Below are 25,675 nucleotides of genomic sequence, written 5' to 3'. Positions count from 1 at the left end.
ATCATTTTGTTCGAATTAAAGTGATTTCAGGAATAGAGCAAAAACGAAAAGGTTTATAGGAGCCAAGGCCTCGCGAAACATACATTTTTTTATCCTTAATTTGAAACAAACCACGAGAATACTCAGGATGCTCTAAACGTGACAGTTTTTGTGAGATCTTATTTAACCATTTTGGCCAAAAAAAATGAATTTGTTCCCCATGAGTATGACCAGATAAAATCCAATCCCCTGGATAGTCGATGAGAAGAGGAAAAGAATCAGGATTATGAGATAAAATAATTCCTGGGTAATTTTGATTATATCCTTTAAAAGCTTCGCTTGGTTTGCACCTGCCTAAAGCCATATCACCGAGTCCTGTAATATTTAAGCCAATGGGTAAATTGACAGTTGTATTTTCTAAAAATTGAAAAGAGGTTTCATGAAGAAGATGGCAAAGTTCTCGATGGAGGGGAATGGATTGGACATTTTGGGTGCATTGATACTGTATTTTCTTAGGATTAAATAGTGTTTTAATTCCTTGTAATAATCCCTCAATAGGAGTGATTGGGGACAATACATCATAAATACCTTTATCATTTAATGAGACGTATTGATTGTAGTCATGATTTCCGAATATGCAATAACAACCTAAAGAGGCTTTTAGTTTTTGAAGAAAGTTTTTTAATCGAGCTTTTTCTTCAAGATAAGAGTAACAGAGGAAATCTCCAGTAAACAAGATAAGATCAGGGTTGTGATAGGAAATTTTGTGAATCACTTTATTTAAAAAATTTTGAGAAGTTTTTTTATGAAAATGTAGATCACTAATATGCACGAGGGTGAGGTTCTTTAAATGCATCTGAGTAGTATCTAGATGCCAAAGATGTTCAGTAACAGAGAGCATTTTTGGCTCAATATAGCGCGGCCAAATTCCAATTAATGAGGCAATACTTAGAAAATCAATGAGATAAGACATAAATTAAAGCAGCAACAATACTGCTGCTGCTTTGGATAATAAAGAGGTGATAACAAAAAAGGCTACTTAATATGCTTTGAAATTTTTTTTGTCATTTGAAACATGTCAATTGAATTTTTTGAGCCGAATAATTTTGCAAGTTTTTCATCAGGTAAAATGTTCCGCTTGTTTACTTGATCTTGGCAACCATGTTTTTTGATATAGACCCACAGCTTTTTAATAATCTCAGTACGTGGTAAGGGACCCGCTCCCACTACAGCTTTTAGATCATCACTAATCTCTACCGGCTGCATGAACGCACTGTTTTTTTTCTTTGTTGCCATTTTTAACTCCTTAACGAAAAAAGTTTACTCTTCATTCCAATTGTTTTATCTTTCGTACGGGTTTCTCGTCAAAACAAATTAAAGAGCCAATTCTGCGCTTAATTTTTAAGTTTTTGATTTTTAGTAATTTAATGAATATCTTTTCATGCCATGGATTTTAATGAAGAAATCAAAATATTAACTCCTTTGGTTTGTTCTTTAAAAGAAACCAAAGATTTAAGCAAAAAGCAAGCATTCCTGCTATCTCACCCACGAATCAAGCAAACACATTGGAAACATATCCTTCCATCAACCTATACTTACGATCCTTTATGTAAAATTGTTTTGTTATCTTTGATTGTCATTCGTCAGGAGCAACGTCTTTTTTTCTACCCACAAAAAAATCCACCAAAAGACAAGCTATCTTCTTTGCTTGGCACTTTAATTGAAATAGATCAATTTTATCAGAATATTGGAGGCTTAGTTGGTTATCAACTCAATGTATTACAACGTCTTGAACAAAAAAAAGAAGAAATACATTCTTGCTGTACTTGCCCCTCTGTAATAGATCTTACCGATGCTTCAAAAGAGGTGAACGCTATTGTAGCAGCTGGGATAGAAGCCATTCCTGAGATGGGAGAAATCTATCCAGTGGGTGGACTTGGATCCCGTTTAAATTTAATGACAAAAGAAGGAGCTCCTTTACCTGTAGCTTCCCTAAAATTTTTAGGAAGGACATTATTACATGGTCTGCTACGTGATGTACAAGCGCGCGAATTTCTTTACTATCGCTTGTTTGGAAAACAGGTCACTGTGCCTATTGCAATGATGACTTCGAGAGAGAAAAAAAATGCCCTTATCATTCGAGAAATGTGTGAGAAAAATCAATGGTTTGGTCGACCCAAAGAGAGTTTTTTTCTTTTTTCTCAGCTATCAGTGCCTGTGGTTGATGTAGAGGGAAATTGGGTCATGCATCGTCCACTTGAACCCATCTTACAACCAGGAGGGCATGGTGCGCTTTGGCAAACAGCAGACAAAGCGGGAGTGTTTGATTGGTTTCTTCAGCAGAAGAAGCATCGATTAATCATTCGTCAAATTAATAATCCAATCGGTGGGGTTGATTATGGGTTATTGGCCTTATTAGGTGTAGGCAAACAAGAAAAAAAAAAATTTGGGATAGCGACTTGTCAAAGACAACCAGAGACTGCTGAGGGGGTGTTGGTATTAAAAGAAAATGAAGAAAGAGTCTCTCTCTCTCATATTGAGTATACCGATTTCAATAAATATGGATTAAAAAACTTACCGGAAAAAGAGAAATTTTCCTTGTATCCAGCGAATACTAATCTCTTATATGCAGATATTAAAAAACTTCGTCGGACAATTAAGAAATTTCCTTTACCAGGATTGATTTTAAATATCAAAAATACACCCCTTTCTGATGATGCAGATCAGAGGAATAAAAAGATCCTAGGAGGACGTCTGGAAAGCATGATGCAGAATATTAGTGAAGCTCTATCAGTAAAAAAAGGAGAAGCTTTATCGACTTTCTTAACTTATAATACTCGTAGGCGTACCATTTCTACTACCAAAAGAAGTTTTATCAAAGGGGAAAAACTCATAGAGACACCCGAAGGTGCCTTTTATGATATGCTTTTTAATGGACATGCTCTTTTAAGAGCACATTGTAATGTAGATATTTCGGATTTTTGTTCTGCTGAAGACTATCTTGCTGGAGGACCCTCTCATCTCTTTCTCTACCATCCTGCTTTAGGACCTCTGTATTCATTGATTGCACAAAAAATTCAAGGAGGAAAGCTATTTGAAGGGGCTGAATTGCAGCTTGAGATTGCTGATTTAAAAATAGAAGATCTTGAATTACAAGGAAGTTTGTTAATTCAAGCACAAAATTTGTTAGGATATTCTTCACAAGGTATTCTTCATTATGGTCATCAAACAGGGAAATGTGTGATAAAGCAGGTCCATGTTAAAAATGCGGGGATCTGTCGCACTGATACACATTCCTATTGGCAAAATCAGATTAAACGTCAAGAAGCTCTAAAGATTATCTTAGAAGGCCATTCAGAGTTTTATGCCGAAAATATCCTATTTGAAGGCAATCAGACGATTGTAGTACCTGAGGGTGAAAGATGGATTGCAAAGACACAAAATACTTTTTTAAAAGAAAAAGTCAGCTGGGATATGGAATATACAATGAACCACCATCAGTTGTTAGTTGCGGAGCATGGTTTTTCTTAAGTTTTTGATGAAACTTATCTACTTTTGATCAGGAGAATTTTTATTTATATGACTTAATTGACTGGTCTTGACATAAAAAATATATTCATGACTAAAATTGACTTTTTGAAGATAAAAGTATAAACTCACTTGTAGAAATAAAGAAAGATAGAAATTATGCAAGAAGCAATTCAAGAACGCCTCACTGATATCAAAGAAAGGCTTATGCATATGTGGAGGTATCTTTGACCTTCCAGCTAAACATAACCGTCTAAAAGTATTAGAAAGAAAGATAGAAGATCCTGATTTTTGGGATGATAATATTAGAGCTCAAAAATTAATTAACGAAGTCAATACTCTTAAAGGATGGGTTGTTCCTTATCAGACAATTGAGGAGCAATTTAAAAATGTGGAAAGCCTTTTGCCTGAGGCATATGAGATTGGAGATGAAGAGCTGATCACTGAGCTCAGTTTAGAGCTTGCCAGAGTGGACAAGGAGCTTGAATCACTCGAAGTCCGTCGTATGCTGTCAGGGGAAATGGATAATAAATCATGTTTTTTAAGTATTAATGCAGGGGCTGGTGGTACGGAAGCATGTGACTGGGTTGTCATCCTCTCAAGAATGTATCGTCGATGGGCTGAACGGCGAGGATGGACAGTAGAAATTGTTGACTCAGTCGAGGGAGAGGTTGCGGGGATTAAAAATATTACGATGAAGCTTGTAGGAGCTTTTTCATATGGATATGCAAAGGCAGAAAAAGGGGTCCATCGTCTTGTACGGATCTCTCCTTTTGATAGTGGTAAACGTCGCCACACCAGCTTTGCTTCAGTGGATGTCACTCCAGAAATTACTGATGATATTCAGATCCAAATTGCTGCAAGTGACATTCGAGTAGATACTTTTCGTGCTTCAGGAGCAGGAGGACAGCATGTGAATGTGACTGATTCAGCTGTTCGGATGACTCACATTTCCAGTGGAATTGTAGTGACATGTCAAAGCCAACGAAGTCAAATACAAAATCGTGAAACATGTATGAAACTCCTGCGTTCTAAAATCTATGAGAAAGAACGCATGGAAAGGGAAGATAGGATTGAATCAATGAGTGGAGAAAAAAAAGAGATTGCGTGGGGTTCACAAATCCGAAACTATATATTTCAGCCTTATATGTTGATTAAAGATACGCGTACTAACTATGAATCTGGAAATGTTCAGGCGATGATGAATGGAGAGTTGCTGGATGATTTTATTATTGCTTATTTGAAAGAGTTTGGGTGAAAAATGGATGAAAAGAAGCAAAAAACTAAATCAGAAGTTGAAATTCGCTATACAAATCTTGACGATAGTTCCTATCTGAAAAAATGGTTAGAAGACCCTGAGGTGTTAAAGATAGGGTTTACAATGTCAGAACCAGCTGAAATTGAGGATGCGGTTAAACATTGGATTGGATTTTCCAATTATAAAAGCAGTTTAACTGCAACAATTGAAGGCAAGCCAGTTGGGATTGCAACTCTTTGTTTAATGCCCTATCGAAAATTGATTCACCATTGCTTACTGTCAATCATTGTATCAAAAGATTTATGCGGGCAGGGTATTGGAACATTATTAATGAACAATATCATTCATTTAGCGAAGAATTATTTTGGCATAGAAGTGCTTTACCTAGAAGTCTACGAAAACAATCCTGCTATTAGGCTATATGAGCGGTTTGGGTTTCGTGAAATAGGATTTCAAAAACATTTTATGAAAGATAATGACAAATATATCGGTAAAGTTATTATGGAGCGTGTCTTATAGTGTATCATTTTAGTGAATGATAAGGAATCACTTGGGATAAAGGTTTGTATAATAAAAGACTGTTTGATTGCTATACAATTTTAAATCAAAAAAACCCAATCTTCCATGGTTGGTACAATAAGTTTTTTCATTCTCTTCTAAAACTTTTCATCTAGAATAGTTTAAGGTAAGCTCATCTATTTAATAGAAAATAGGCTGTTTAAGGGTGGTTAATGGCTGGTCATAGTAAGTGGGCAAATATTAAGCATAAAAAGGAACGCGCTGACAGAGCCAAAGGAAAAGTTTTTTCCAATCTTATCAAAGAAATCATCAGTGCTGTTAAATTGGGAGGCCCCGATCCCAAAAGTAATTCTCGGCTGCGTTTTGCAGTTCAAAAAGCTAAAGAAGCTAATATGCCCAGTGAAAATATTGAAAGAAACATCAAAAAAGCTTCTGAAAAAGATTCATCTAACTACGAATGCATTATATATGAAATGTATGGATATGGGGGAATTGGGCTTATGATTGAAGCAATTACAGATAATAAAAATCGCACTGCTTCAGATATGAGGATTGCAACTAATAAAAAAGGAGGGAATATGGCTCAACCTGGGAGTGTTGCCTTTAGCTTTTCTCGCAAAGGTGTGATCCAGATTAAAAAAGAAAAGGAAGATGAGGAGAGGATTTTAAATCTTGCAATTGAATCTGGAGCTGAGAATTTTGAAATAAGTGAGGATAGGTATATAATTATTACTGATCCTGCTGAACTCTATGCAGTGAGAGAAAAGCTGGAGGGGATAAGTACTATAATTACTGAAGTCAATATTGAGATGATTCCAAAAATGCGGATTCGTTGCCAACCTGAAGATCAGAGAGCCAATCTTAGCTTGATCCAATGGCTTGAAGAAATAGAGGAAGTTCATGCGGTTTATCACAACATGGACCTTTAATCCAAATGATCCTATCTCCTTTGCAAGGTATTTTGCAAAGGTTGAGGGGACTGTGCTCCTCTATTCTGGGGGAAAACTTGATTCAGCATGTCATTCTTATCTTTGTCTTTTCCCTGAAGAGAAAATACAGGTAAAAGCTAAAAAAGGGTGTTGGGATGAACTTAAGGAGTATTTAGGAACTTTTGATTCCCCATCATCTATACTGAAGTGGGTAGGGTTTATTGGGTATGAAATGGGAGCTTTTGCTGATCTAGATATTGAAATTCCTTGTTTTTCTTCAGAGATCCCAGATGCTTTGTTCTATCGTCCAACTGTTGTTATCCATTTTGATCATAAAACTCGCCAAGCGACTCTTTATGGAGATAAAGAGATTTCCTTAAAACAGCCCCCTCCTCTCTCTTATGGATCAGAGGTAAAACTTAGATTTCGTTCTGATTCATTAGAGAGTTATCTAGCTAAAATTAGAGAGATCAAGAATTGGATTTTAGAAGGGAAACTCTACCAACTTAATCTTTCTCAAGAATTTCTTTTTGAAGGGAAAAGTGATCCTTTTGATATCTTTCAGAAAATTTGCTCTTTGAATCCCACGGCTTTTTCTGCCTATATGCAATGTGGAGATTTTACCATTGTCTCTTCCTCTCCTGAGCGTTTTTTATCTAGAAAAGGTAGTAGATTGGAAACACGGCCAATTAAAGGAACAATACCAAGAGGTCAAACTGCTTTAGAAGAGAGATTGAACCGCAACAGGCTCTTAAATTCTGAAAAAGAGAGAGCTGAATTACTGATGATCACCGATTTGATGCGCAATGATTTAGGAAAAGTCTCCTTTCCAGGTTCAGTGAATACAAAGGAAATTTGGCGATGTGAGGCTTATACGAATGTTTTCCATCTTCTTTCAATTATTGAAGGGCGTTGCGACGCAGAGCCAGTTCCTTTGATACGCCAGCTATTTCCAGGCGGATCAATTACAGGGTGTCCAAAACTATCAGCAATGGAAGCGATTACCTTATTAGAGCAACGCCCTCGAGGAGTCTATACAGGCTCAATTGGGTATTTTTCTGCTCATGGAGATTTTGATTTCAATATTGCAATTCGCACATTGGTTATCAATTCAGCCTCTATTCGGCTCGCTCTTGGTGGGGCCATTATCATCGATTCCGATCCAATGAAAGAGTTTGAAGAGACGTTACATAAAGGACAATCACTATTTCAAGTATTAGGTGCAAATGAACTTTGTCTATTATGAAGGGAGGTTTTTACCTGAAAAAGAGGCACATATTCCGCTCACTGACCGAGGATTATTATTTGGTGATGGAGTATATGCGACGATTCAAGTGCGTGACAGTATTCCCTTATTTTTAGAGACACACTTGGAAAGGCTGTCTGAGCAATGTCAGGCAATTCACCTAGCTCTCCCTTTTTTTGAACAAGCAGATATTTTCAAATTAATTGAGCGGAATCAAGCTCAAAAAGGCATTTGGAAATTAAAGATTATCATTACAGGAGGAGATGAGCCCGCTCTTTACCTTCCTAAGCGAAAAGGGAGAATATTCATGACACTCCATCCATTTCATGGGGTCTCACAATCTTTAAAACTTGGCCTCTTTTCTCATCCATTCTATCTTTGTCATGCATCGTATAAGAGTCTCGCTCACCTTAATCGCTTATATGTGATGCAAGAGGCACGCGATCAAGGAGTCGATGATTGTATTACATTAACTCAAGCAGGGGTGGTACTAGAAACTGCTTTTGGAAATCTTTGTTGGGTGATTGATAAGAAATTCTACACACCCCACCGAAAGCTCCCTCTTTATTTTGGTGTGACGATTACAAAAGTCATTGCATTCGCAAAAACGCGTGGATATGAGATTGAGGAAGTCGAAGTGCAATTCAAAGATTTACCCAAAGAAGCGATCTATTTTCGCACTAATTCAATGGGAGGAGTCTGTCCAATTGTATCGATCGCAGGGGAAAAAAAGAGAAGTGCGGAGCACCCTCTTTTTCCCATTTTTGAAAGTTCATTCTCATAAAATCAGTTGATGTGAAATCCAGCCCCTATATCAGAGAAGAGCTTTGAGGCGGTGGATAGGGGAATGCCTGTTTTGTCTCTAGCTTATTATCTGGTTGTTTTTTGCAAAGCTCTGATACATGTTTTTTTGTCGAGTCTTCCCATTCAATACGTCTTCCTTGATGTGGATCTTCACAAAGAAATTTACCAAAAATGTCTCTCTTATCCCGAAGATGACCACTATAAATCCGCGTATGTTCCCATTCTGGACTAATCACAGCGATACGCATGCTTTCTAATACTTTGTCTTTGAGTTTTTTATCAGATGTTTTATCTGGAAATAACTGGTGGATAATTTTGTCCGCTTCTACTCCCATTCCTTTTTGCATATCTTCATATTGCGAACCATAAATATACATCATTTTGGAAAATTCACTTCCTTTAACTACTTCTCCCGTACGCGAATTTGAGAGTTTTATTGAGATAGCTTTCTCAAAGTTCCCTCCAGGAATAAATAAGAAAGCCGATCTTTGCGGATGTTTATTTTCAGGAAGATAATAGTTACCACAATCATCTTTAATCAGTTTTGCACGAATGTCATCTCGCTTTAAATACTGAATAATACTCTTGCGATCTATTGGATCATACCCAAATTCTTTTTCTAGATCTGATTGTTTATCTGCCTCCTGAAAGGAGGATATATCGTCTACTTTTTTTCTTCGTTCTGTTAATATGTCATCTCCACCTTCAAGGTATTTCACCTCTTGATATCCTTTGGTAGCAACTCCCCATGTTTTTTCACGAAATTTTGAGGAAATATTGGCAGGAAATGCAAGAATACCAAGGGCAGCCCTACCAAGGCGTTGCAATTTTCCTGCTGGTTGGTTGGGATCTCGATCAGTCAAATGGACTTCTCGATAAGCTCTTCCATCACGTACAACAGTTTGTTCTGAGTCGTAAGTCTTATATCTAAAACCTTGTTTGTATAAAGAAGAGGTGGATTGAATATTTTCTGTTTTTTTTACCATAGAATTCTCAAACTATAAAAATAATTAATAGATAAATTTTAACATGTATAATAATTATTTTCAATATATAATATTTTTTATATTATTATTGTTACTATTTTTATTTTTTATTTAAAATAAAAGCATGAAGAATATTTTTTTAATCCTTCTTTTTGGAATCTTAATAAAAGGATGCTGTTACTCTCCTCTTCCTTATCAACCTACTTATATTATCGCGGAAAAGAAACTTCCTCTCGAACTAGAAGAGGGACATAGTTAATCATGGTTCTATGAGAGAAAAGCAAGTCCCTGCTTGCCAAAGTTCTTTAAGACGAGAGAGCTTTTTATTAGAAAGACCTCCTAAAAAAGAGATTGCTTCCAATAGACGTCCACGTGTTCGATCTTTGCCTAAAATTTCTACAGAATCGAAAAGAGGAGGGCCATGTCGTTTTCCCATAATGGCTACAAACAAAAGCGGCATGATAATTTTTTTATGATTCACTCTAAAAGCCTCAGCAACTTCCCAAGAGGTTTTTTCCATCGCTTCGCGAAGAGAATTTTCTGGATTTTCAATTGACCAGAGAATTGTTTGAAGGATAGAGGCAGCTTGTTCTGGTGTGAGACCTTGTGGAGTCAAGAGTTCTTGGGTATAAGAGAGATGGTTGATGAAAAAGAAATGGCATAATTCCATGAAATCTCCAAAAGTTTTAATACGAGTATGGACAAGAGGCATGAGCTTTTGCATAAAAGTCTCAGAAAATCCCCAATTCTTGATCCGTCCCCATAGCTCCTCTTGTCGAATCTCATTGATGAGATAGTGTTGATTCATCCAATCGAGTTTTTTATGATCAAAAATTGCACCAGAGAGCCCAATACGTTTTATATCAAAGTGTTTGATGATCTCTTCTAGGGAGTATATCTCTTGGTCTTTGGCCATGCTATATCCCATGAGGGTGAGAAAATTTAACAATGCCTCAGGAAGATAACCAGAGTCTCTATAGAAGAAGATAGAAGTGGGATTACGTCGTTTAGAGAGTTTTTTTCCATCAGTGCCAAGAAGTAAGGGCATATGGATAAATTTAGGGGGTTCCCATTCAAACATCTTATAAAGAAGAAGATGTTTCGGAGTGGAGCTGGTCCATTCATCACCACGGATCACATGAGTGATGCCCATTAAATGATCATCTACTATATTTGCTAAGTGATAAGTGGGAAGACCATCTGACTTAAGAAGAATCTGATCATCGATATCCGCCCAAGAGAAATGGATTGACCCTCTGACCTCATCTTGAAAAAAACTTTCACCTTTCAGAGGAACTTTAAGACGAATCACAAAGGACCTACCTGCTTTCTCATAATCCCTCAATTCTTTAGGACTAAGATTACGATAACGGCGGTCATAGCCTTTCGATATTTCTCGCATTTCTGCCAATTCTTCAGGTGTAGCAAAACATTTATAAGCTTTACCTTCTTCCAGAAGGCGATAAGCATATTTTTTGTAAATTTCACTTCTTTCTGATTGGCGATAAGGAGCAAAAGGACCTCCGACATCAGGACCTTCATCCCATTGGATGCCAAACCAGTGAAGAGCATCATAGATATTTTTTTCATATTGAATTTGACTACGTTGACGGTCCGTATCTTCAATACGGAGAATAAATGTTCCTCCATAGTGACGAGCAAAAATGAGATTAAAAAGAGCCATATAGGCAGTCCCAACATGAGGATCTCCTGTAGGAGAGGGAGCAATACGCACACGAACAGATTTATCCATGATTTATCCTATTTAATTTTACTCTCAATAGTTTGCATCTTAAATGATTAGCCGTGAAAATACTCTTTATTTTTCGAATAAGATGATCGACAAAGATTTTAAATAAACTAGTTGTATTTTAACAAGACGATGAGATCTTGCATGATGTGAATGGCCTCATTTAGCTGAGGATCTCCTTCGTTATATATATCAAATTTTTCTGGATAATTCTCCATATTTTCGAGAGAAGTTAAGAAGCTTTGATAGAATTTATTTTGAGCAATCCGCGCTTCTGAATTTTTTCTGAGCTGTGGCAAAAGGCGTGTGTAAGTTTTGATACGAGGTTGTAAACTAAAACGATAGAGCCAACTGAGCTGGTCGCGCTCAACAACAGGGATATCGGATAGATCATCTTGAAAATTTTCTGAGATCGCATCATTATCAAGAGGGTATTTTGCATGCATTTCTCCTATCTCAGATTTTGAGTAAAAACCTGGGACCACAATGTCAGGTTCTACACCAACTAATTGCGGACTTTTGCCAGATACAGTATAATATCGTCCACGCGTGACTTTAAATTCTCCTTTAGGACTAATTTTACCATGATTAGATCCATCGAGTGTAAAAGTTTGAAACGTCCCTTTCCCATAAGTATGCTTATCACCAATAATAATTGCACGTCCGTAATCTTGAAGAGTTTGGGAAACAATTTCTGCTGCTGAAGCACTGATTTTACTCGTTAGAATAATTAAGGGACCATCGTATAACATTTTTCCACTAATATCCCGTAGATGATCGATCACTCCACGGTTATCTTTAATAGAGACAATAATTCCCTTAGTGATAAAGAGGCCAGCTACACTCACTGCTTGTGGCAAAACGCCTCCTGAGTTCAGACGCAGATCAAGCACTATCCCTTTAATTTTATGATCAGAACGTATTTTTTCAATTTCCTCATAGATATCAGCTGCAGAGGAATGAAGAGGGTCTTGATAAAAAGCATGGAGTGAGATATGTGCAATCACTCCATCTCCAAAAGGAATTTTTGAGGATTCAATTCGTGCTTCTTTAATCAACACCTCTCCACGGATAATTTCGATGTCTAGCGTTTGTTGATCATTCCGCAAGACAGTTAAAATCACTGGTGTGCCTTCTTCTCCTCGTATTAATTCAACAGCTTCAGTAATCTCAAGTCCTACAACAGACTCGGAGTTAATCGCGATGATTCTGTCATGTATTTTTAAACGATTGCCTTGAATAGCTGGTCCGCCTTCAATCAATTTAACCACTGTAAACCCATTAAGATCATCACGTAGCTGCACCCCAATTCCAAAGAGTCGTTGTTGGACCTGAATCATGAATTGAGAAGCTTCATTTGGGGTAAAGTAAACGGTATGGGCATCAAGTGAACTAGCAAAAGCTTTAAGAATATGAGCACGGATAAAACGTGCTCTGTCTTCAGAATCTTTTGGAGCAATTTCTTCTTCTCTTGCAATTCTCCTTTTATTGATTCTTTGAATCGCTCGATCACGTGAATCAGTATCACCAAGTCTTTCAGCAGCATGCATCTGAAGCGCTTTCATTCTTAATAAACGTGTCAATAATTCTTCTTCTGTTTTTGCCCATCTAAGGTTTTTGAATTCATTTACCGAGGTATTCTGAGGAAGGTCGAGCCCTTCTAATTGCTTTTCTAACTCTTCTCGCTCTTTGATCGCCTCTATCATTAGATTATGAATGGACCTAAAAGTTGTAAAAGTCCCGTTTTGTATCTCATCCAATACTGTTTGAAGAGTTTCTTCAGAAGGATCAATCCATTTTTCAATTTTTTCTTCTAATAAATAGGTTTTTATTGGATCAAGTTCTTCTAAATACCCCTCTAAAGTACGACCGATCAAAGGAGGAGAAAACTCTTTATAAGACGCATGTGCCTCCATCATTTGATTCAGTATCTTTATCACATCTGAATCGGAGATTTCAGGAGGTTTGACTCCAAAAAGCTCTTGGCATAAGCACAGAAGGAGAAATAAAATCATTCGAATCATAATTTCCTAATCATCCTTTAAGAAGAGATTTATTGTACAGATAATTAAGATTTTATAAAGATTAAAACAAGGTTTTCATCAACGTATTCAATTACAAATTCATAAAAATCTATAAATAGAAACACTTTTTATTAAGAAAAGATCAGGAATCAATAAAAAATCAAGAAAACGATTGATTTAAATCGAATTCTTAATCAAAATATTGCATAAAATTAGGTTTTTTACAGAGAGAAAGATGATTTTAATCATCAAATTAAAGGGCTAAGGTATTTGCAATTTACTAAAAAAACCTTGATTCTTAAATTACATTTAAGAGATAATAAAGAGCTCAAAAGATTAAATTATAATAACTTAAAATAATTTAACAGAGAAATGATATCGGGGTGTCGGTAGTTATTCATTATGGAAGAAACGACTAAGAAAGGATGCTCCATATGGCTAAGAACAAGTTATTGTGAAAAACTAAAAAAACCTTAGGGAGTGAAAAATGGAATTAAAGAAAGAGATGCATAACATGCATTCTCTGGATCCCGAGGCCTCTTCTGAGAATATGGAAGACAGAAAGGTCGTTTCGATCACAGAGGCTGCAAAAATCAATCAGGTAACTAGGCAAGCTATTTACGTTGCAATTAAGCAGCAAAAGCTAAGAGCCATCAAAAAGACCCGTTGGGAAATCGATTTAAGAGATTTAGAAGACTATCGTAACAATAAGTATTCTCGATCTAAATCTATGTACGATGGGGAATTGCTTTTTGATAATGAAAGAGGATATTATTCGATCAACCAAGTTGCTCGGATGCTAGATGTTCCTGTTCAAAAAATTTACTATGCAACCCGTGCAGGGATGATCAATGGGTCTCGTAAGGGATCTGCTTGGGTCATTCATAAAGACGAGGTGCTTCGTTATAAAAATGATTACTTAGATAAGAAAGTATCTAAACAGAAGCAAGTTGGTTAAATAAATTTTTACTTAAAAAACATCCATATCATCTCTTTTATGGATGTTTTTTAAAATTTTCTAGTTAACTGATTTTTTTAGTCATCTATTGACTCTCTGTTTCTATGATTCGAAAATCTCGAATGAGCAGTTGAATACTGCTTTTATTGTGAAAGCGGTTAATTTGAGGAGTATAGGCTATTTGAATAGTGAGTTCTTTTTTTCTTAATTGATTACGTCTTTCGGCCATCCCAAAGGCAATTCCCTCCAACATACGATCTCCTTGTTCTAGGTAAAGTTTTAAGTGCATTCCTCCAATAATTTTTGGTGGCCAAGCTTGTCGTGCCTGGCAATAGAGAATAGGTGGAGGATTTTCATTACCATACGGTTCTAAGAGCTCAAGTGAAGCTAAGAGATCGTAAGTTAAATCTTTAAAATCTGCATAAGCATCGAGGAAGATCTTTGGAATAATATCCTGTTCTTCTAAAAAAGAGTTTGCTTCATCAAGAAATCGTTGTTTAAATCGACTAATATTTTCTTCCTTAATCATTAAACCTGCAGCATAATCATGTCCTCCATAATTCAGGAAAAGATCGCTACATTTTTTTAAAACCCGGAGAAGAGGAAATTCACGAATTGTTCGAATTGAACCCTTACCGATTTTTTTATCAATGACAATAATCACAGTTGGTCTGTTATAGAGTTTTGCAATTCGAGCCGCGATGATAGGAATGACACCAGGATGCCAATTTTTTGAACTGAGAATAATGGCTTTGTTTTTAAGAATATCAGGGTTTTCTTGTAACATTTTTTCCACATTTTCAGAGACGATTTGTTCTATTTTTTGTCTTTCCGTATTAAAAAGATCAAGCTCTTTTGCCAATTGAGTAGCTCTTTTTTCATCTCTTACAAGGAGTAGCTCTACTCCTTTAGTGGGATCAGCTACTCGTCCTAAGCTATTCATTCGTGGTGCAATTTTTGGAGCAATATCGAAGGCACTTAAATCATTGCGTTCAAGGCCACAAACCTGAAATAATTTGATGAGTCCAATACGTTTTGTTTTTTGTAGTTGTTTCATCCCATAACGGACCAAAATGCGATTTTCATCTAGTAAAACCCCCATATCAGCAATTGTTCCAAGTGCAACAAGATCAAGAAAGATTTTTAGATCAATTTTTTTTTTGCAGAGTTCGCCTTGCGAAGCAAAATAATTCATGATGGCATGAGTTAATTTGAATGCGACACCAACACCTGTGAGCTCACGGTTAGGATAGATTTGATTAACCAGTTTAGGGTTAAGAGTGGCAATGCAATTAGGAATTTTATCTGTAGGCTCGTGATGATCAGTAATAATGACATCAATCTTTTCATGAATAATTTTTCGAATTTCTTTTGAAGCTGTGATCCCACAGTCCACAGTGATCATTAACTTACAGTGATGCTTTTTAGCAAAGTGAATAGCATCTAAGAAAACCCCCTCTCTTTGAGTAAGAGGATTGGGGATATAATAAAAAACTCTACCTCCAATTTTATTTAAAAAGTCGACTAAAAGCGCCGTCCCAGTCATGCCATCAACATCATTATCTCCATAAATCAAAATACCTTCTTCTTTCTTTAGCGCACTGATAATCCGCAACACAGCCTTAGACATATCTAAAAATTGTTGAGGATCGTATAGATCAGGAAGCTTGCTATAAAGAAAATGATGAATATCTCCAAGTTGAGTAAAGCCTCTTGAAACGAGAATTTGTGCTGAAATTGGATGGATACGAAATTCTTGAATAATTTTTTTTAACCAAGATGGATTTTCTTTTGGGAAGATCCAGACTGGATCATTGGGCGGTAGCATAAATTTATTATATCAAAGGTTTCTGGTTAGATTTGCTCAATAAGACATAATACCAAGCAACTCACCAGTTGGCTATTTTTTTTCCTATTTAGCTCTTCTTAGAAGACAAAACCTTCTGATTCACTTCCAACTTTTCAAAATAAATTAAAATCGGAGCAGCAATATAAAGAGACGACAGGGTTCCAATTATGACACCTAAAGTCATAATGAGAGAAAAATTAAAAATAGATCTACCGCCAAAAGTCACAAGTGCAAGTAAAACTACTAGAGTTGTTCCTGAAGTCATTACAGTACGAGTAAGGGTAGCATTTAATGCATGGTTGACTATTTCTGAAAATGTCAGCTTTCTCAGAATGCGAATATCTTCACGAATTCTATCAAAAATGATAATCGTATCATTCAAAGAATAGCCAATAATCGTCATTAGCGCAGCAATCACTTGAAGATCAATTTTAATCCCTTCGAAAAAAAGGTGAAGAAGAGCAAGGAGACCTATCGTAATCAACAGATCATGAGCTAGCGCTAGAGTGGCACTGATTGCATATTTAAACTCAAATCGAAAGGTAATATAGATCAAAATAGATAACAATGCTAAACCTAGACCAATCAAAGCTTGATTGCGCATTGTTTCAGATAATTGTCCACTCATTGCTGTCCAGTAGAGATTGAGATGGGGTAGAGAATGGGGATTTAACTCTAATCCATGATTTTGTAATCCATTGACAATCCATTGAATGCGTGGATTCCTTTGATAAGGGAAAAGCACATTTTCGATGGCAATTTGTTCATCAATATTGTGAAACGGTTTTCCTTCTTCCTCCATGCTCATCCCCAATTGGATCCGGAGTTGATTAGGTTTATTAAGTTCCTTAATTTGAAAATCACTAGGATAGGCTCCCATCTGATTTAAAGTTTTTTCAACAGCTGTACGATAATCTATTGTAGGTTGTTCTTTTAGATCGATTGTTAAAGCATATCCACCCGTAAAGTCTATTCCAAAGATGGTCTTCCATTCTTTCAGAAGAAAACCCAATCCTATCACTACTAAAATCATCGAAAAAGTGATCGCGAATCGTGCATTTTTTAAGAAATCGATTTTTGTCTTACCAAAGAGACTCATCATTTTTAGTATTTTATGCTTTGGATTTTGAATCCAGCCAGCGAAAAAATAGCGTGTGACAAATAGGGAGGTAAACATTGAAGAAATAATCCCAATAATGAGTGTAAGAGCAAATCCTTTGACTGGACCAGCATCAAAATTCAGCAGAATAAGAGCTGCAAGAATTGTAGTTAGATTTGAATCAAGAATTGCGCTAAAAGCTTTCCGATAACCTGCGGCTAAAGAAGAAGGAAGTCGTTTTGAAATAGAAAATTCTTCACGGATTCTTTCAAAAACTAGCACATTTGCATCAACCGACATCCCTACTGCTAAGATCACGCCCGCAATACTTGGGAGTGTAAGTGCAGAACCAAGATTCTGTAGTACACCCCAAATAATCAGTAGATTGAATAAGACCGCAAGAGAGGCAATTAGACCACTAAATCGGTAGTAGGAAATCATCACTAAAAAGACAAGTGTAAGACCAAGAAGAGCGGCAAAGATTCCTTGTATGCGTTGTTCTTTACCTAAATCAGGACTGATATTTTCTTCAGAGAGAATATAAGGGGTAAACCTAAGAGAACCTGCCTTAAGATCAGCAGCAAGTTGATTGATTTCTCGTTGTGAAAAATGTCCTGTAATCCGTGCGCTTTCTCTTAAAGGAGAGTTAAGAGCAGGAGCACTGATAATTGAACCGTTAAGGATCACAGCCATGCGCCATCCTCGTCCCTGAGAAAATGCTTCTTTTGGAGTATTGCCAATTTTCTCTTCAGAAAAGTGAGAAGTCCAGCTATAGAAATCATCACGTGGATTGATTTTTTCACCACTTCTGCTTAGAGAAGAGCTTTTGATCCCAAATTGAAGAGTATTGCCTTCTGAGGGATCATAACCCGTATGAATATTGTCCAAATTTGAACCTTCAAGAGCATAATTGCGAAAGATAATAAGAAGAGGATAAGTTTGACCCTGCCAATCCACATAGTCTGCTCCTCGAAAAAGGGAGATTGCAGAGAGTGAATCATCAAATCCACTTGAACTAGGTGGAGATTTTGGACCTGCAAAACGCAAACCATGTTCATAAAGAAGTTGAGCATGACTCGTTAAAGGATGAAAATCATCAAGACTATCTTGACTACCGCCTAAATGCTTCCATGCAATTTCATTTAAACTTTCAGGATCTGTGCGATTCATGATGACTGCTTCGTTCCAAACTTCTTCAAGAAAAGCATTGACTGCTTCTCCAAGAATTGGATTATTTGCAGTAAATTTTTCATTTACAACATGAAAATACATTGCTGAAGCTTGAATCAAATCACGGGCAGATAAACCTTGGGAACCAGGAAAATCCAGTACCATTGTAGCCCCTTCAGTACGAATTCCAACTTCCGAAAGACCTAGACGATTCACACGTTTGTAGAGCTCATTAACAGCTTGTTTAAGATCAGCTTCATTGGTAATTAACTGATGATTTTGATCTCGCAAACCAATCCGTACTGTCTTACCACCCGATAGATCAAGACCCCATTTGAGAATTTTCCGTTCATCTCCACGAAAATATTTTACAAAGCTTAGCTTTAAATTATCCCATAAGACATTTTTTATCGGCGGAGGAACATCATATCTTGCTTTTGGATCTATAGAAGCACGAGTTTGACGGTATTCATCATGCCATTTAATTAGATCCTCATGGATCTGTGTCTCAATTTTATTGAGAGCAAGAATTCTTTGTTCAATATCAGTGAATTCTAAAGTGGCATAATGTTTACTCCCCTTAATTGAAAAATCTTCTCGTGTAGCTGCAATTAAGTAGGAATAGTAGTCATCGAGTTCGAAGATATAGTCGTTTCTATAGGAAATAGGCAGATTAGAAGCTTTTCCTGGGTAAGCAATAAAGCCATTTTTTCGCATTAAGTCCTGAAGAGCATGGAATTCTTGTTCGAAGAGACTCTTTATATGACTATCAGGTAAATTTTGATATTTTTCTCGTATTGCGTTGAGTCCACGTGCAATCACATAGATTGAATTGTTTCGAAATCCTATTTCAGGAGTAGATTCCATGGCAGGTGCATAAATAACTATTCCCAATTTTTTCTCTTGAGGTGGGAGATGTTTAAATTCTTCATAGAAATAAAGTGGATAAGAATCACTTGAGAGTTCGCCTTCTTTTGGTTGCCAGCGATTTTTCAGCATATTTGCAATAGTTTTAGATTCAATTGCTGCAACTGCCCCAATATCAAACCTTAGTAAACTAGAACTATTGGTTAATTGATTAAGTGTAACAGCAAAATTTTTGAGAGAAGGTTTAATTGTTTCTCCTGACATTTGTGAAGCAGTAGAGATGGTACTAAAGAGGAGTTTATCTAGTGTTTCTTGGCGAATAGCTTCAATTTCTGAATTGGCTTCGATGGCACGCATTTCATTGACTTCTGGATGGAGTAGAATTGTGAGCTGATCTTTATTCCATTCGATTTCGATAGATTTGATAAAAGGATTACGTTTCCCAATGTCAATGGATTGTAATCTATCTTGTAAAATAGAGGTTGATAGTAACTCAAGAATGGAACCTCTTTCAAGCGGACGAGTCCCTTTTTCAAAAACTGTGCTATTGCGACGAACAATGATAGTTGCAGCATTGATCACTTTTTTTTGGTTCTCAAAAACCTCAAGCTGTTGTTCTTGAAAAGAATCTAAAAATTTTCCCTTGGTTTTTAAATCTTTCTGTTCTTCTTGAATTTTTGCAATCGCTGAAGTAAGATTCTGGTCAATTGCTTCAAGCTTTCTAATAAATTTTTGAATAAGCTCAGCTTGAGAAAAAGAGTCCGGAACTTGAGTAAAGCTCTCATAATATCTTTTGGTAATAGGGTTTTCATCTCCAAAAGCATTTTCATATTCAAGAAGACTACGAGCCAGGTGGATAACTTCTTCATCATTTTCTTTTTCTTGAGCAATTTCAATCATGATTCGACCCGGATGACTCAATCCACCAAATCCAAGTGCGAGCTCAACAGAACGATCATAAATTAGGTCGCGGTACTCAGGAGAAATATCGCCTTCTTTTGTGATCTTAGGAATAAAAGTAAAGTAAGTATCCACCTTATTTTGATCAAAGTGAATCCCCACATGCCTTTGAACTCCTACCGTCCTATTCTCTTCTTGACTAGATGAAGGATCACTGGAAAGTTGAGCAGGAGTAAATGGAATTAAAGCCCCAGCGCGATAGAGGGTTTTTGAAAAGAAACTTGCCTCTTCTTGGTTTTGAAAACGCATTTGAACAAGGCGAGGATCCTCTTTATCTAATTTAATTTCTAAAGGCTTAAGTCCCAAATTTTTACTTTGAGCCCTTAACCAACTAAGGGTAAAGCCTTCTAATTTATTGACACGTGCAATAATATCGCATGCAACTTTTTCAGCTTCTACGGGTCCAATAGGTTTTTTAAGTGGTTTGGAATAGTAAAATAATGTTGGTAAAATGTTATAGATGGTCAGAAAAAGAACTGCTAAGATAAAAAAAAGTTGCCACCGTTTCTGTTTTTCCATAATTACTATCCTTTCCTACAATGGTTTTGGAAAGATAGCAGTTACTTTTCTATCTGTCAATCTCTCGTGATGTTATTGTGATTCCGGATTGGAATTTTATTAAAACTTTCTGTATTTTCAATCAGTTAAAAAAATGTAATCTTTATTGGAATTTCATTAATTATATTTCTTAAAACCCAGATAATCAAGTTGCTTTTTACCAATAGTCAAAGGGAAAATAGTGTCTGTTTTTGAGTTTATTCACCAATCTTCTATCTATACTGATGCAGATCTTCGTTTAGTTCAGAGACATCCGGTCCCAAAGCATGTTGCAATTATTCCTGATGGAAATCGGCGATGGGCTAAACAGCACTCTTCTTTTAGTTTGATCAAAGGGTATTGGATTGGAGCATCAATTGTTACAAAAATTTTGAGAGGGGCATTTGATTTAGGGATAAAAGTGCTCACAATTTATTGTTTTTCAACAGAAAATTGGCAAAGGCCTAAGAGCGAGATTCGCAATCTGATGATGATTTATACGAAATATTTACGTAAATATCGGCAGCAAATGGTGAAGATGGGGATTAGATTTCGCACAATAGGAGATCTCACGCCCTTCCCAGAAGAAATGAGAAAAGAAATTGAAACAACATGTGAAGCTACCTTAAAAGAAACAGCAATGGATTTTGTTTTGGCTATGAATTACGGTGGAAGGGATGAAATACGTCGAGTATTTCTCTCAATCATAAAGGCTATGGAAAGAGAAGAATTGAATAAAGATCAGATTACAGAAGAAACGATTAATCGTTATTTAGATACAGCGCCTTATGGTGATCCTGATTTACTCATTCGGACTGGTGGAGAGGAGCGTCTGAGTAATTTTCTTCTTTGGCAAATTGCCTATACAGAAGTTTATATGACAGATATTCTATGGCCTGACTTTACTCCTCGTGATCTAATGCATTCTGTGCTAGATTTCCAAAAACGCAGTCGACGTCGGGGGAGATGATTCAGGATCCGAAGAAAGCAAAAGATTTAGTACAACGCACACTCATCAATGGAATGAGTGCGCTGCTAATCGCTCTTTTTATTTTTTTGGCAGAGATCAATACTCTTCTAAAGTTGGTCTTTACAGGAGCTGTTGGAGGAATCGCTAGTATGGCGATTTGGGAGTATAATGCGCTACTCAAAAAGAAAAATTTAGATCCAGCGAACTCTTTAAGTATTTTGGTAGTAATTTTATATATCTTTGCAATTTTTTTTAAAATGCAAGGATCGCAGACTTATCTTTCTTTAAGATCCTACTCTCCAGAGATTATTTTAGGAGTTGCTCTATTTGGTTGTTTTATTCGCTTTATGATAAGTCGAAAATCTCCTCTTTTAAATATTGCAAGCTCATTTTTTGGGATTATTTATATCGGGATTCCTTTTAGTTTTTTTGTGAAAATCATGTATTTTTTTTCATATCAAGGAATAGATCCTCAATTGCAAGGCAGTTGGTGGATTATTTATTTGATTGTCTCTACAAAAAGCGCCGATATTGGTGGATATTTTGTGGGAAGCTATTTTGGCAAAAGGAAACTTGCTCATTGGTTAAGTCCAAATAAAACTTTAGAGGGTGCTTTAGGTGGACTATTTGGTGCAGTGATTGCTAGTCTCTTCGTGTATTTTCTTGGTAAAAGAGTCAGTGGGGATTTGTTTCAACCCTTTTCCTATATTCAAGTGATTTTTATTGGCATTCTGATCGGTATCCTAGGACAAATTGGAGATCTAGCTGAATCCTTACTGAAACGAGATGCAGGAGTGAAAGATAGTAACTCAATACCAGGAGTCGGTGGTATTCTTGATATGGTAGACTCCTTGCTTTTTACTGCTCCCTTTGTCTATCTTTTTCTAAAAATTTTGTATTGTTAGCTGTGAATTGCTCCGAAAAGATTTTTGAGATTTTTATTTCTTCTTCCTTGTAACCAGACTACAATAAATCTAATATCTTTGTGGATAACTAGAGGATTATTTTGATATGATTGTCACGATTGATGGCCCAGCAGGAACAGGAAAAACCACGATTGCCCGTCGTTTGGCGGATCAATTAGGTTATGACTATTTTGATACAGGCGCTATGTATCGTGCTGTGACTTATAAAATTCTTCATGATAAAATAGACTTTAAAAATCCTCATCAATTAACTGCTTTTCTCGATACATTTCAATTTCAGATCTCTTCTGACAAGGATAAGAAAACATATTTTGTTGGAATAAAAAATGTGACTGATGAGATCCGATCTTGTATGGTGACTCAATATGTCTCTGAGATTGCAGCTAATCCACTAGTGCGCGAGGCCTTGCTAAGATTACAACGTGACTTTAGTATCGGTAAAAAAGTAATTTTTGAAGGGCGTGATATGGGGACAGTGGTTTTTCCAGAAGCTGAAGTAAAAATATTTCTCACAGCACGTCCTTCAGTACGTGCTGAAAGAAGATATCTCGAACTAAAAGCAAAAAATAGTTTAATTAATGAAAAGAAGACTATGCAAGATTTGTTACAACGAGATTACTTTGACTCAACACGGAAAGTATCTCCTTTGATGCGAGCAGAAGGTGCTCATCTAGTTGACACCTCTGATTTAACTATAGAACAAGTCATAGAGCGTTTAATAGCTTTGATTCAGATATGATTCGTTTAATTGCAATTTTTCTTGTCAAAGTCTATGCGCGCTTATTTTATTGTCATCGAATTTATGGAAAAGCGTACTTTCCTATTGGAGGAGGGATGATTTGTTCGAATCACACTTCGTTTTTAGACCCCCCTTTGATTGGAATCTCTTGTCCGGGTGTCATCCATTTTTTGGGTCGAGATACTCTTTTTCGTTCCCGATTTTTTGGTTTTTTAATTCGTAAACTTAATTGTCATCCTGTTAAGAGAGGACAAGGAAACTCCTCTGCATTTAAAAAAGCTCTAGATCTGATCCAAAAAGGGAATAAAGTCGTGCTTTTCCCTGAAGGAAAACGGGCCAATGATGGAGAACTACAAATAGGACAACTTGGGGTAGGAATGCTGGTCTATAGAACAAATTGTCAAGTGATCCCTGTGTATACTGCAGGAACATATGGAATTTGGAATACCAAACGCCGTTTCCCTAAATTTTTAGGTAAGACAGCTTGTGTTTTCGGAAAACCTCTAAATTTTGCAGATTTAATTACTTTAGACAAAAAAGAAGCTCAAACCAAAATTACTGAAAGAATTATGGCGAAGATTGGAGATTTGCGAGACTGGTATAGAAAAGGAGCTGTAGGATCTCCTCCTTAGATTCCTTGATGGTCAATTTAGAGATCCCATTGTTCCTATTTACAAGATAAAAAAACAGATATTTTGCAATCCTTAAATCTTATGCTAGTATTATTTTTAATAATTAAGTAAATTTTTTCTTAAAAATTTGATAAAAGCTTTTGTTAATGTCCGATATTAGATGATTTTGTTACCCTAACTAGTTATGATTTCCCTTATAGACATAGTGACAAAGTCTTTAGAAAAAGCTGTGCATAGGGCTTTTTCAGAGCTTTCTATTGAAAATCTAACCATTCATGTGACACCTGTAACTCAAAAAAAATTTGGCCATTATCAATGTAATAGTGCCATGCAATTTGCAAAATATCTCAAAAAAGCTCCACAAGAAATTGCTAAAATTATTGTTTTTCATTTAGATAAGGAAGTATTTGAGAAAGTAGAAATTGCAGGACCTGGATTTATCAATCTTACATTTCGCACTCCATTTCTTTCTCTTCTTGTGGATAAGATGTTAAGAGATCGTCGTTTAGGAATCCCCTTACCTTCTAAGCCTAAAAGAATTATTGTAGAATTTTCCTCTCCAAACATTGCGAAAGAGATGCATGTTGGTCATTTGCGTTCTACTATCATTGGAGATGCAATTGCCCGTCTTTTTGAGTTTTTAGGTCATCATGTGATTCGTTTAAATCATGTTGGGGATTGGGGAACAGCATTTGGGATGTTAATTGCTTATCTCGAAGATGAGTGCCCTGAAGTATTAGAAGAAAAGACCCAAATCCCTCTGTCAACACTGATGGAATGGTATAGAAATGCCAAAAAGAAATTTGATAGTGATGAAGAGTTTAAGCATCGCGCACGTTGTGCTGTTGTTGCCTTGCAGAGAGGAGATTTATTTGCTCTAAAAGCATGGGAAATAATTTGTGACATTTCCCGAAAAGGATTCCAGGAAGTTTATGATCTTTTGAATATTAAACTTAAGGAACGGGGTGAATCATTTTATAATCTTATGCTACCTGATATTGTCAAGGATTTAGAAGAGAAAGAATTGGTAGTGATTTCAGAAGGGGCAAAATGTATATTCCATGAAGGGTTACGGATTCCATTAATGATTCAGAAATCAGATGGTGGTTATAATTATGATACCACTGATATGGCTGCAATGGTCCATCGTATTGAAGATGAACAAGCTGATCGTATTATTATTGTGACAGATGCTGGTCAAAATCTTCATTTTGAGTTGATTCGTAAAACTGCTGAACAAGCGCAATATCTTGATCCAGAAAAAGTACGGTTTGATCATGTTCCATTTGGATTGGTTCTTGGGGGAGATGGAAAGAAATTTCGGACTCGTTCAGGAGAAGTAGAACGATTAATTGATCTTCTGAGAAAAGCGATTGAAAAGGCAAAAAAAATTCTTATTGAGAAGCAACAAAATCTCAAGGAAGAAGAGCGCGATGCTTTGGCCCATATTTTAGGGATAAATGCTGTCAAATATGCTGATCTTTCTTGTAATCGGATGAGTGATTATCTCTTTAGTTATGAAAAAATGCTTTGTTTTGAGGGGAATACCGCCCTTTTTATTTTATATTCTTATGCTAGAATCAACGGGATTAAGCGTAAAATTGGAGGGGTTAAGATCAATAAACTTCTAAAAACTGATAAAATTGTTCTTGAACACCCATCTGAAATTGATCTTGGATTACATCTTTTGCGCTTTTCTGAAATTCTTGATATTTTTGAAAATGAATTATTTCCCAATATCCTTACAGATTTTCTTTATCTTTTGGCTCAAAAATTTAATATTTTTTTTCGTGATTGTCGTGTCAAAGGTCTTCCTCAGCAAAATCAACGTCTTCTTTTATGTGAAGTTGTGGCTAAAACCATGCAAAAAGGACTAGAAATTATTGGTATTCAGACAGTGGATAAAATTTAAGAGATCTTTGGATTGAAATATATCTTAATTGAT

The 25,675-nt window shown here is 36.2% G+C and carries 19 protein-coding genes and 1 pseudogene; 13 read left to right on the top strand and 7 right to left on the bottom strand.

Annotation, left to right across the window (positions count from 1 at the left end; translation table 11 throughout):
• Position 1: 1 nt before the first annotated feature.
• Together lpxG and R3E91_02720 are read right to left on the bottom strand one after the other, a co-directional pair.
• Complete coding sequence (lpxG, locus tag R3E91_02725; GenBank protein ID MEZ5315110.1) at positions 2-952, bottom strand: UDP-2,3-diacylglucosamine diphosphatase LpxG; 951 nt, start codon at positions 950-952, stop codon at positions 2-4.
• Between the two features lie 62 nt (positions 953-1,014).
• Positions 1,015-1,275 carry an SWIB/MDM2 domain-containing protein gene (locus tag R3E91_02720; protein ID MEZ5315109.1) on the bottom strand — a complete coding sequence of 87 codons (261 nt, stop codon included), beginning with the start codon at positions 1,273-1,275 and terminating at the stop codon, positions 1,015-1,017.
• 150 nt (positions 1,276-1,425) lie between these two features.
• On the opposite strand from R3E91_02720, the gene R3E91_02715 reads away from it, so the two are divergent.
• The 6 genes from R3E91_02715 to R3E91_02690 all read left to right on the top strand — a co-directional run bounded on the left by R3E91_02715 (position 1,426) and on the right by R3E91_02690 (position 8,243).
• Positions 1,426-3,510 (top strand): UTP--glucose-1-phosphate uridylyltransferase, encoded by a 2,085-nt coding sequence (locus tag R3E91_02715; protein ID MEZ5315108.1) that lies wholly within the window; start codon positions 1,426-1,428, stop codon positions 3,508-3,510.
• A 156-nt stretch (positions 3,511-3,666) separates the two neighbouring features.
• Positions 3,667-4,765 (top strand): peptide chain release factor 2 gene (gene prfB, locus R3E91_02710; protein ID MEZ5315107.1). Its coding sequence is split into 2 segments (ribosomal slippage): positions 3,667-3,731 and positions 3,730-4,765, totalling 1,101 coding nucleotides; the frame shifts between segments, so codons are not numbered across the junction.
• Positions 4,766-4,768: 3 nt separating this feature from the next.
• Entirely contained in the window at positions 4,769-5,284 is a 516-nt protein-coding gene (locus R3E91_02705) for a GNAT family N-acetyltransferase (GenBank protein MEZ5315106.1), read from the top strand.
• 212 nt (positions 5,285-5,496) lie between these two features.
• Positions 5,497-6,213, top strand: coding sequence for a YebC/PmpR family DNA-binding transcriptional regulator (locus R3E91_02700; protein ID MEZ5315105.1), 717 nt, complete (start codon positions 5,497-5,499; stop codon positions 6,211-6,213).
• The gene (locus R3E91_02695) at positions 6,185-7,459 is read left to right on the top strand and encodes an anthranilate synthase component I family protein (protein ID MEZ5315104.1); all 1,275 of its coding nucleotides are present in this window, start codon (positions 6,185-6,187) and stop codon (positions 7,457-7,459) included. Before R3E91_02700 ends, R3E91_02695 begins: the two co-directional genes overlap by 29 nt.
• Positions 7,440-8,243: an aminotransferase class IV gene (locus tag R3E91_02690; GenBank protein MEZ5315103.1), complete on the top strand. Its 804-nt coding sequence runs from the start codon at positions 7,440-7,442 to the stop codon at positions 8,241-8,243. Before R3E91_02695 ends, R3E91_02690 begins: the two co-directional genes overlap by 20 nt.
• A 25-nt stretch (positions 8,244-8,268) precedes the next feature.
• Here the strand turns inward: R3E91_02690 and R3E91_02685 are convergent, their stop codons facing one another.
• A complete protein-coding gene (locus tag R3E91_02685) occupies positions 8,269-9,249 on the bottom strand; it encodes a hypothetical protein (GenBank protein ID MEZ5315102.1) in 981 nt (326 codons plus the stop codon).
• Between the two features lie 124 nt (positions 9,250-9,373).
• Between R3E91_02685 and R3E91_02680 the strand changes: the two genes are divergently transcribed.
• The gene (locus R3E91_02680) at positions 9,374-9,508 is read left to right on the top strand and encodes a hypothetical protein (GenBank protein ID MEZ5315101.1); all 135 of its coding nucleotides are present in this window, start codon (positions 9,374-9,376) and stop codon (positions 9,506-9,508) included.
• On the opposite strand, the gene gltX is transcribed toward R3E91_02680, so the two are convergent.
• Both gltX and R3E91_02670 read right to left on the bottom strand, forming a co-directional pair.
• Complete coding sequence (gene gltX / locus R3E91_02675; protein ID MEZ5315100.1) at positions 9,509-11,005, bottom strand: glutamate--tRNA ligase; 1,497 nt, start codon at positions 11,003-11,005, stop codon at positions 9,509-9,511. It lies immediately after the preceding gene.
• Between the two features lie 104 nt (positions 11,006-11,109).
• Positions 11,110-13,023, bottom strand: a complete 1,914-nt coding sequence (locus tag R3E91_02670) for a S41 family peptidase (GenBank protein MEZ5315099.1) — start codon at positions 13,021-13,023, stop codon at positions 11,110-11,112.
• Positions 13,024-13,537: 514 nt separating this feature from the next.
• Between R3E91_02670 and R3E91_02665 the strand changes: the two are divergent.
• Positions 13,538-13,966 (top strand): annotated as a pseudogene (locus R3E91_02665) (helix-turn-helix domain-containing protein).
• A 100-nt stretch (positions 13,967-14,066) separates the two neighbouring features.
• Here R3E91_02665 and recJ read toward each other — a convergent pair.
• Both recJ and secF read right to left on the bottom strand, forming a co-directional pair.
• Positions 14,067-15,809, bottom strand: coding sequence for a single-stranded-DNA-specific exonuclease RecJ (recJ, locus tag R3E91_02660; GenBank protein ID MEZ5315098.1), 1,743 nt, complete (start codon positions 15,807-15,809; stop codon positions 14,067-14,069).
• A gap of 88 nt (positions 15,810-15,897) precedes the next feature.
• Positions 15,898-20,445, bottom strand: coding sequence for a protein translocase subunit SecF (gene secF / locus R3E91_02655; GenBank protein MEZ5315097.1), 4,548 nt, complete (start codon positions 20,443-20,445; stop codon positions 15,898-15,900).
• Positions 20,446-20,665: 220 nt separating this feature from the next.
• Here secF and uppS point away from each other — a divergent pair, with 220 nt between their 5' ends.
• The 5 genes from uppS to argS all read left to right on the top strand — a co-directional run bounded on the left by uppS (position 20,666) and on the right by argS (position 25,642).
• Positions 20,666-21,433, top strand: a complete 768-nt coding sequence (uppS, locus tag R3E91_02650; protein ID MEZ5315096.1) for a polyprenyl diphosphate synthase — start codon at positions 20,666-20,668, stop codon at positions 21,431-21,433.
• A complete protein-coding gene (locus R3E91_02645; protein ID MEZ5315095.1) occupies positions 21,430-22,338 on the top strand; it encodes a phosphatidate cytidylyltransferase in 909 nt (302 codons plus the stop codon). The genes uppS and R3E91_02645 overlap by 4 nt, the downstream gene beginning before the upstream one ends.
• Before the next feature lie 106 nt (positions 22,339-22,444).
• Positions 22,445-23,098 carry a (d)CMP kinase gene (gene cmk, locus R3E91_02640; GenBank protein ID MEZ5315094.1) on the top strand — a complete coding sequence of 218 codons (654 nt, stop codon included), beginning with the start codon at positions 22,445-22,447 and terminating at the stop codon, positions 23,096-23,098.
• Complete coding sequence (locus R3E91_02635) at positions 23,095-23,730, top strand: lysophospholipid acyltransferase family protein (GenBank protein ID MEZ5315093.1); 636 nt, start codon at positions 23,095-23,097, stop codon at positions 23,728-23,730. Before cmk ends, R3E91_02635 begins: the two co-directional genes overlap by 4 nt.
• A gap of 184 nt (positions 23,731-23,914) precedes the next feature.
• On the top strand, positions 23,915-25,642 hold the full coding sequence (argS, locus tag R3E91_02630; protein ID MEZ5315092.1) for an arginine--tRNA ligase: 1,728 nt from the start codon (positions 23,915-23,917) through the stop codon (positions 25,640-25,642).
• Positions 25,643-25,675: the final 33 nt, after the last annotated feature.

Source organism: Chlamydiales bacterium (assembly GCA_041395025.1).
In the GTDB taxonomy this organism is placed as follows: Bacteria; Chlamydiota; Chlamydiia; order Chlamydiales; family JAAKFR01; genus JAJACP01.
Note: the sequence above shows the minus strand (reverse complement) of the source record. Positions and strands in the feature narration are given on the sequence as shown.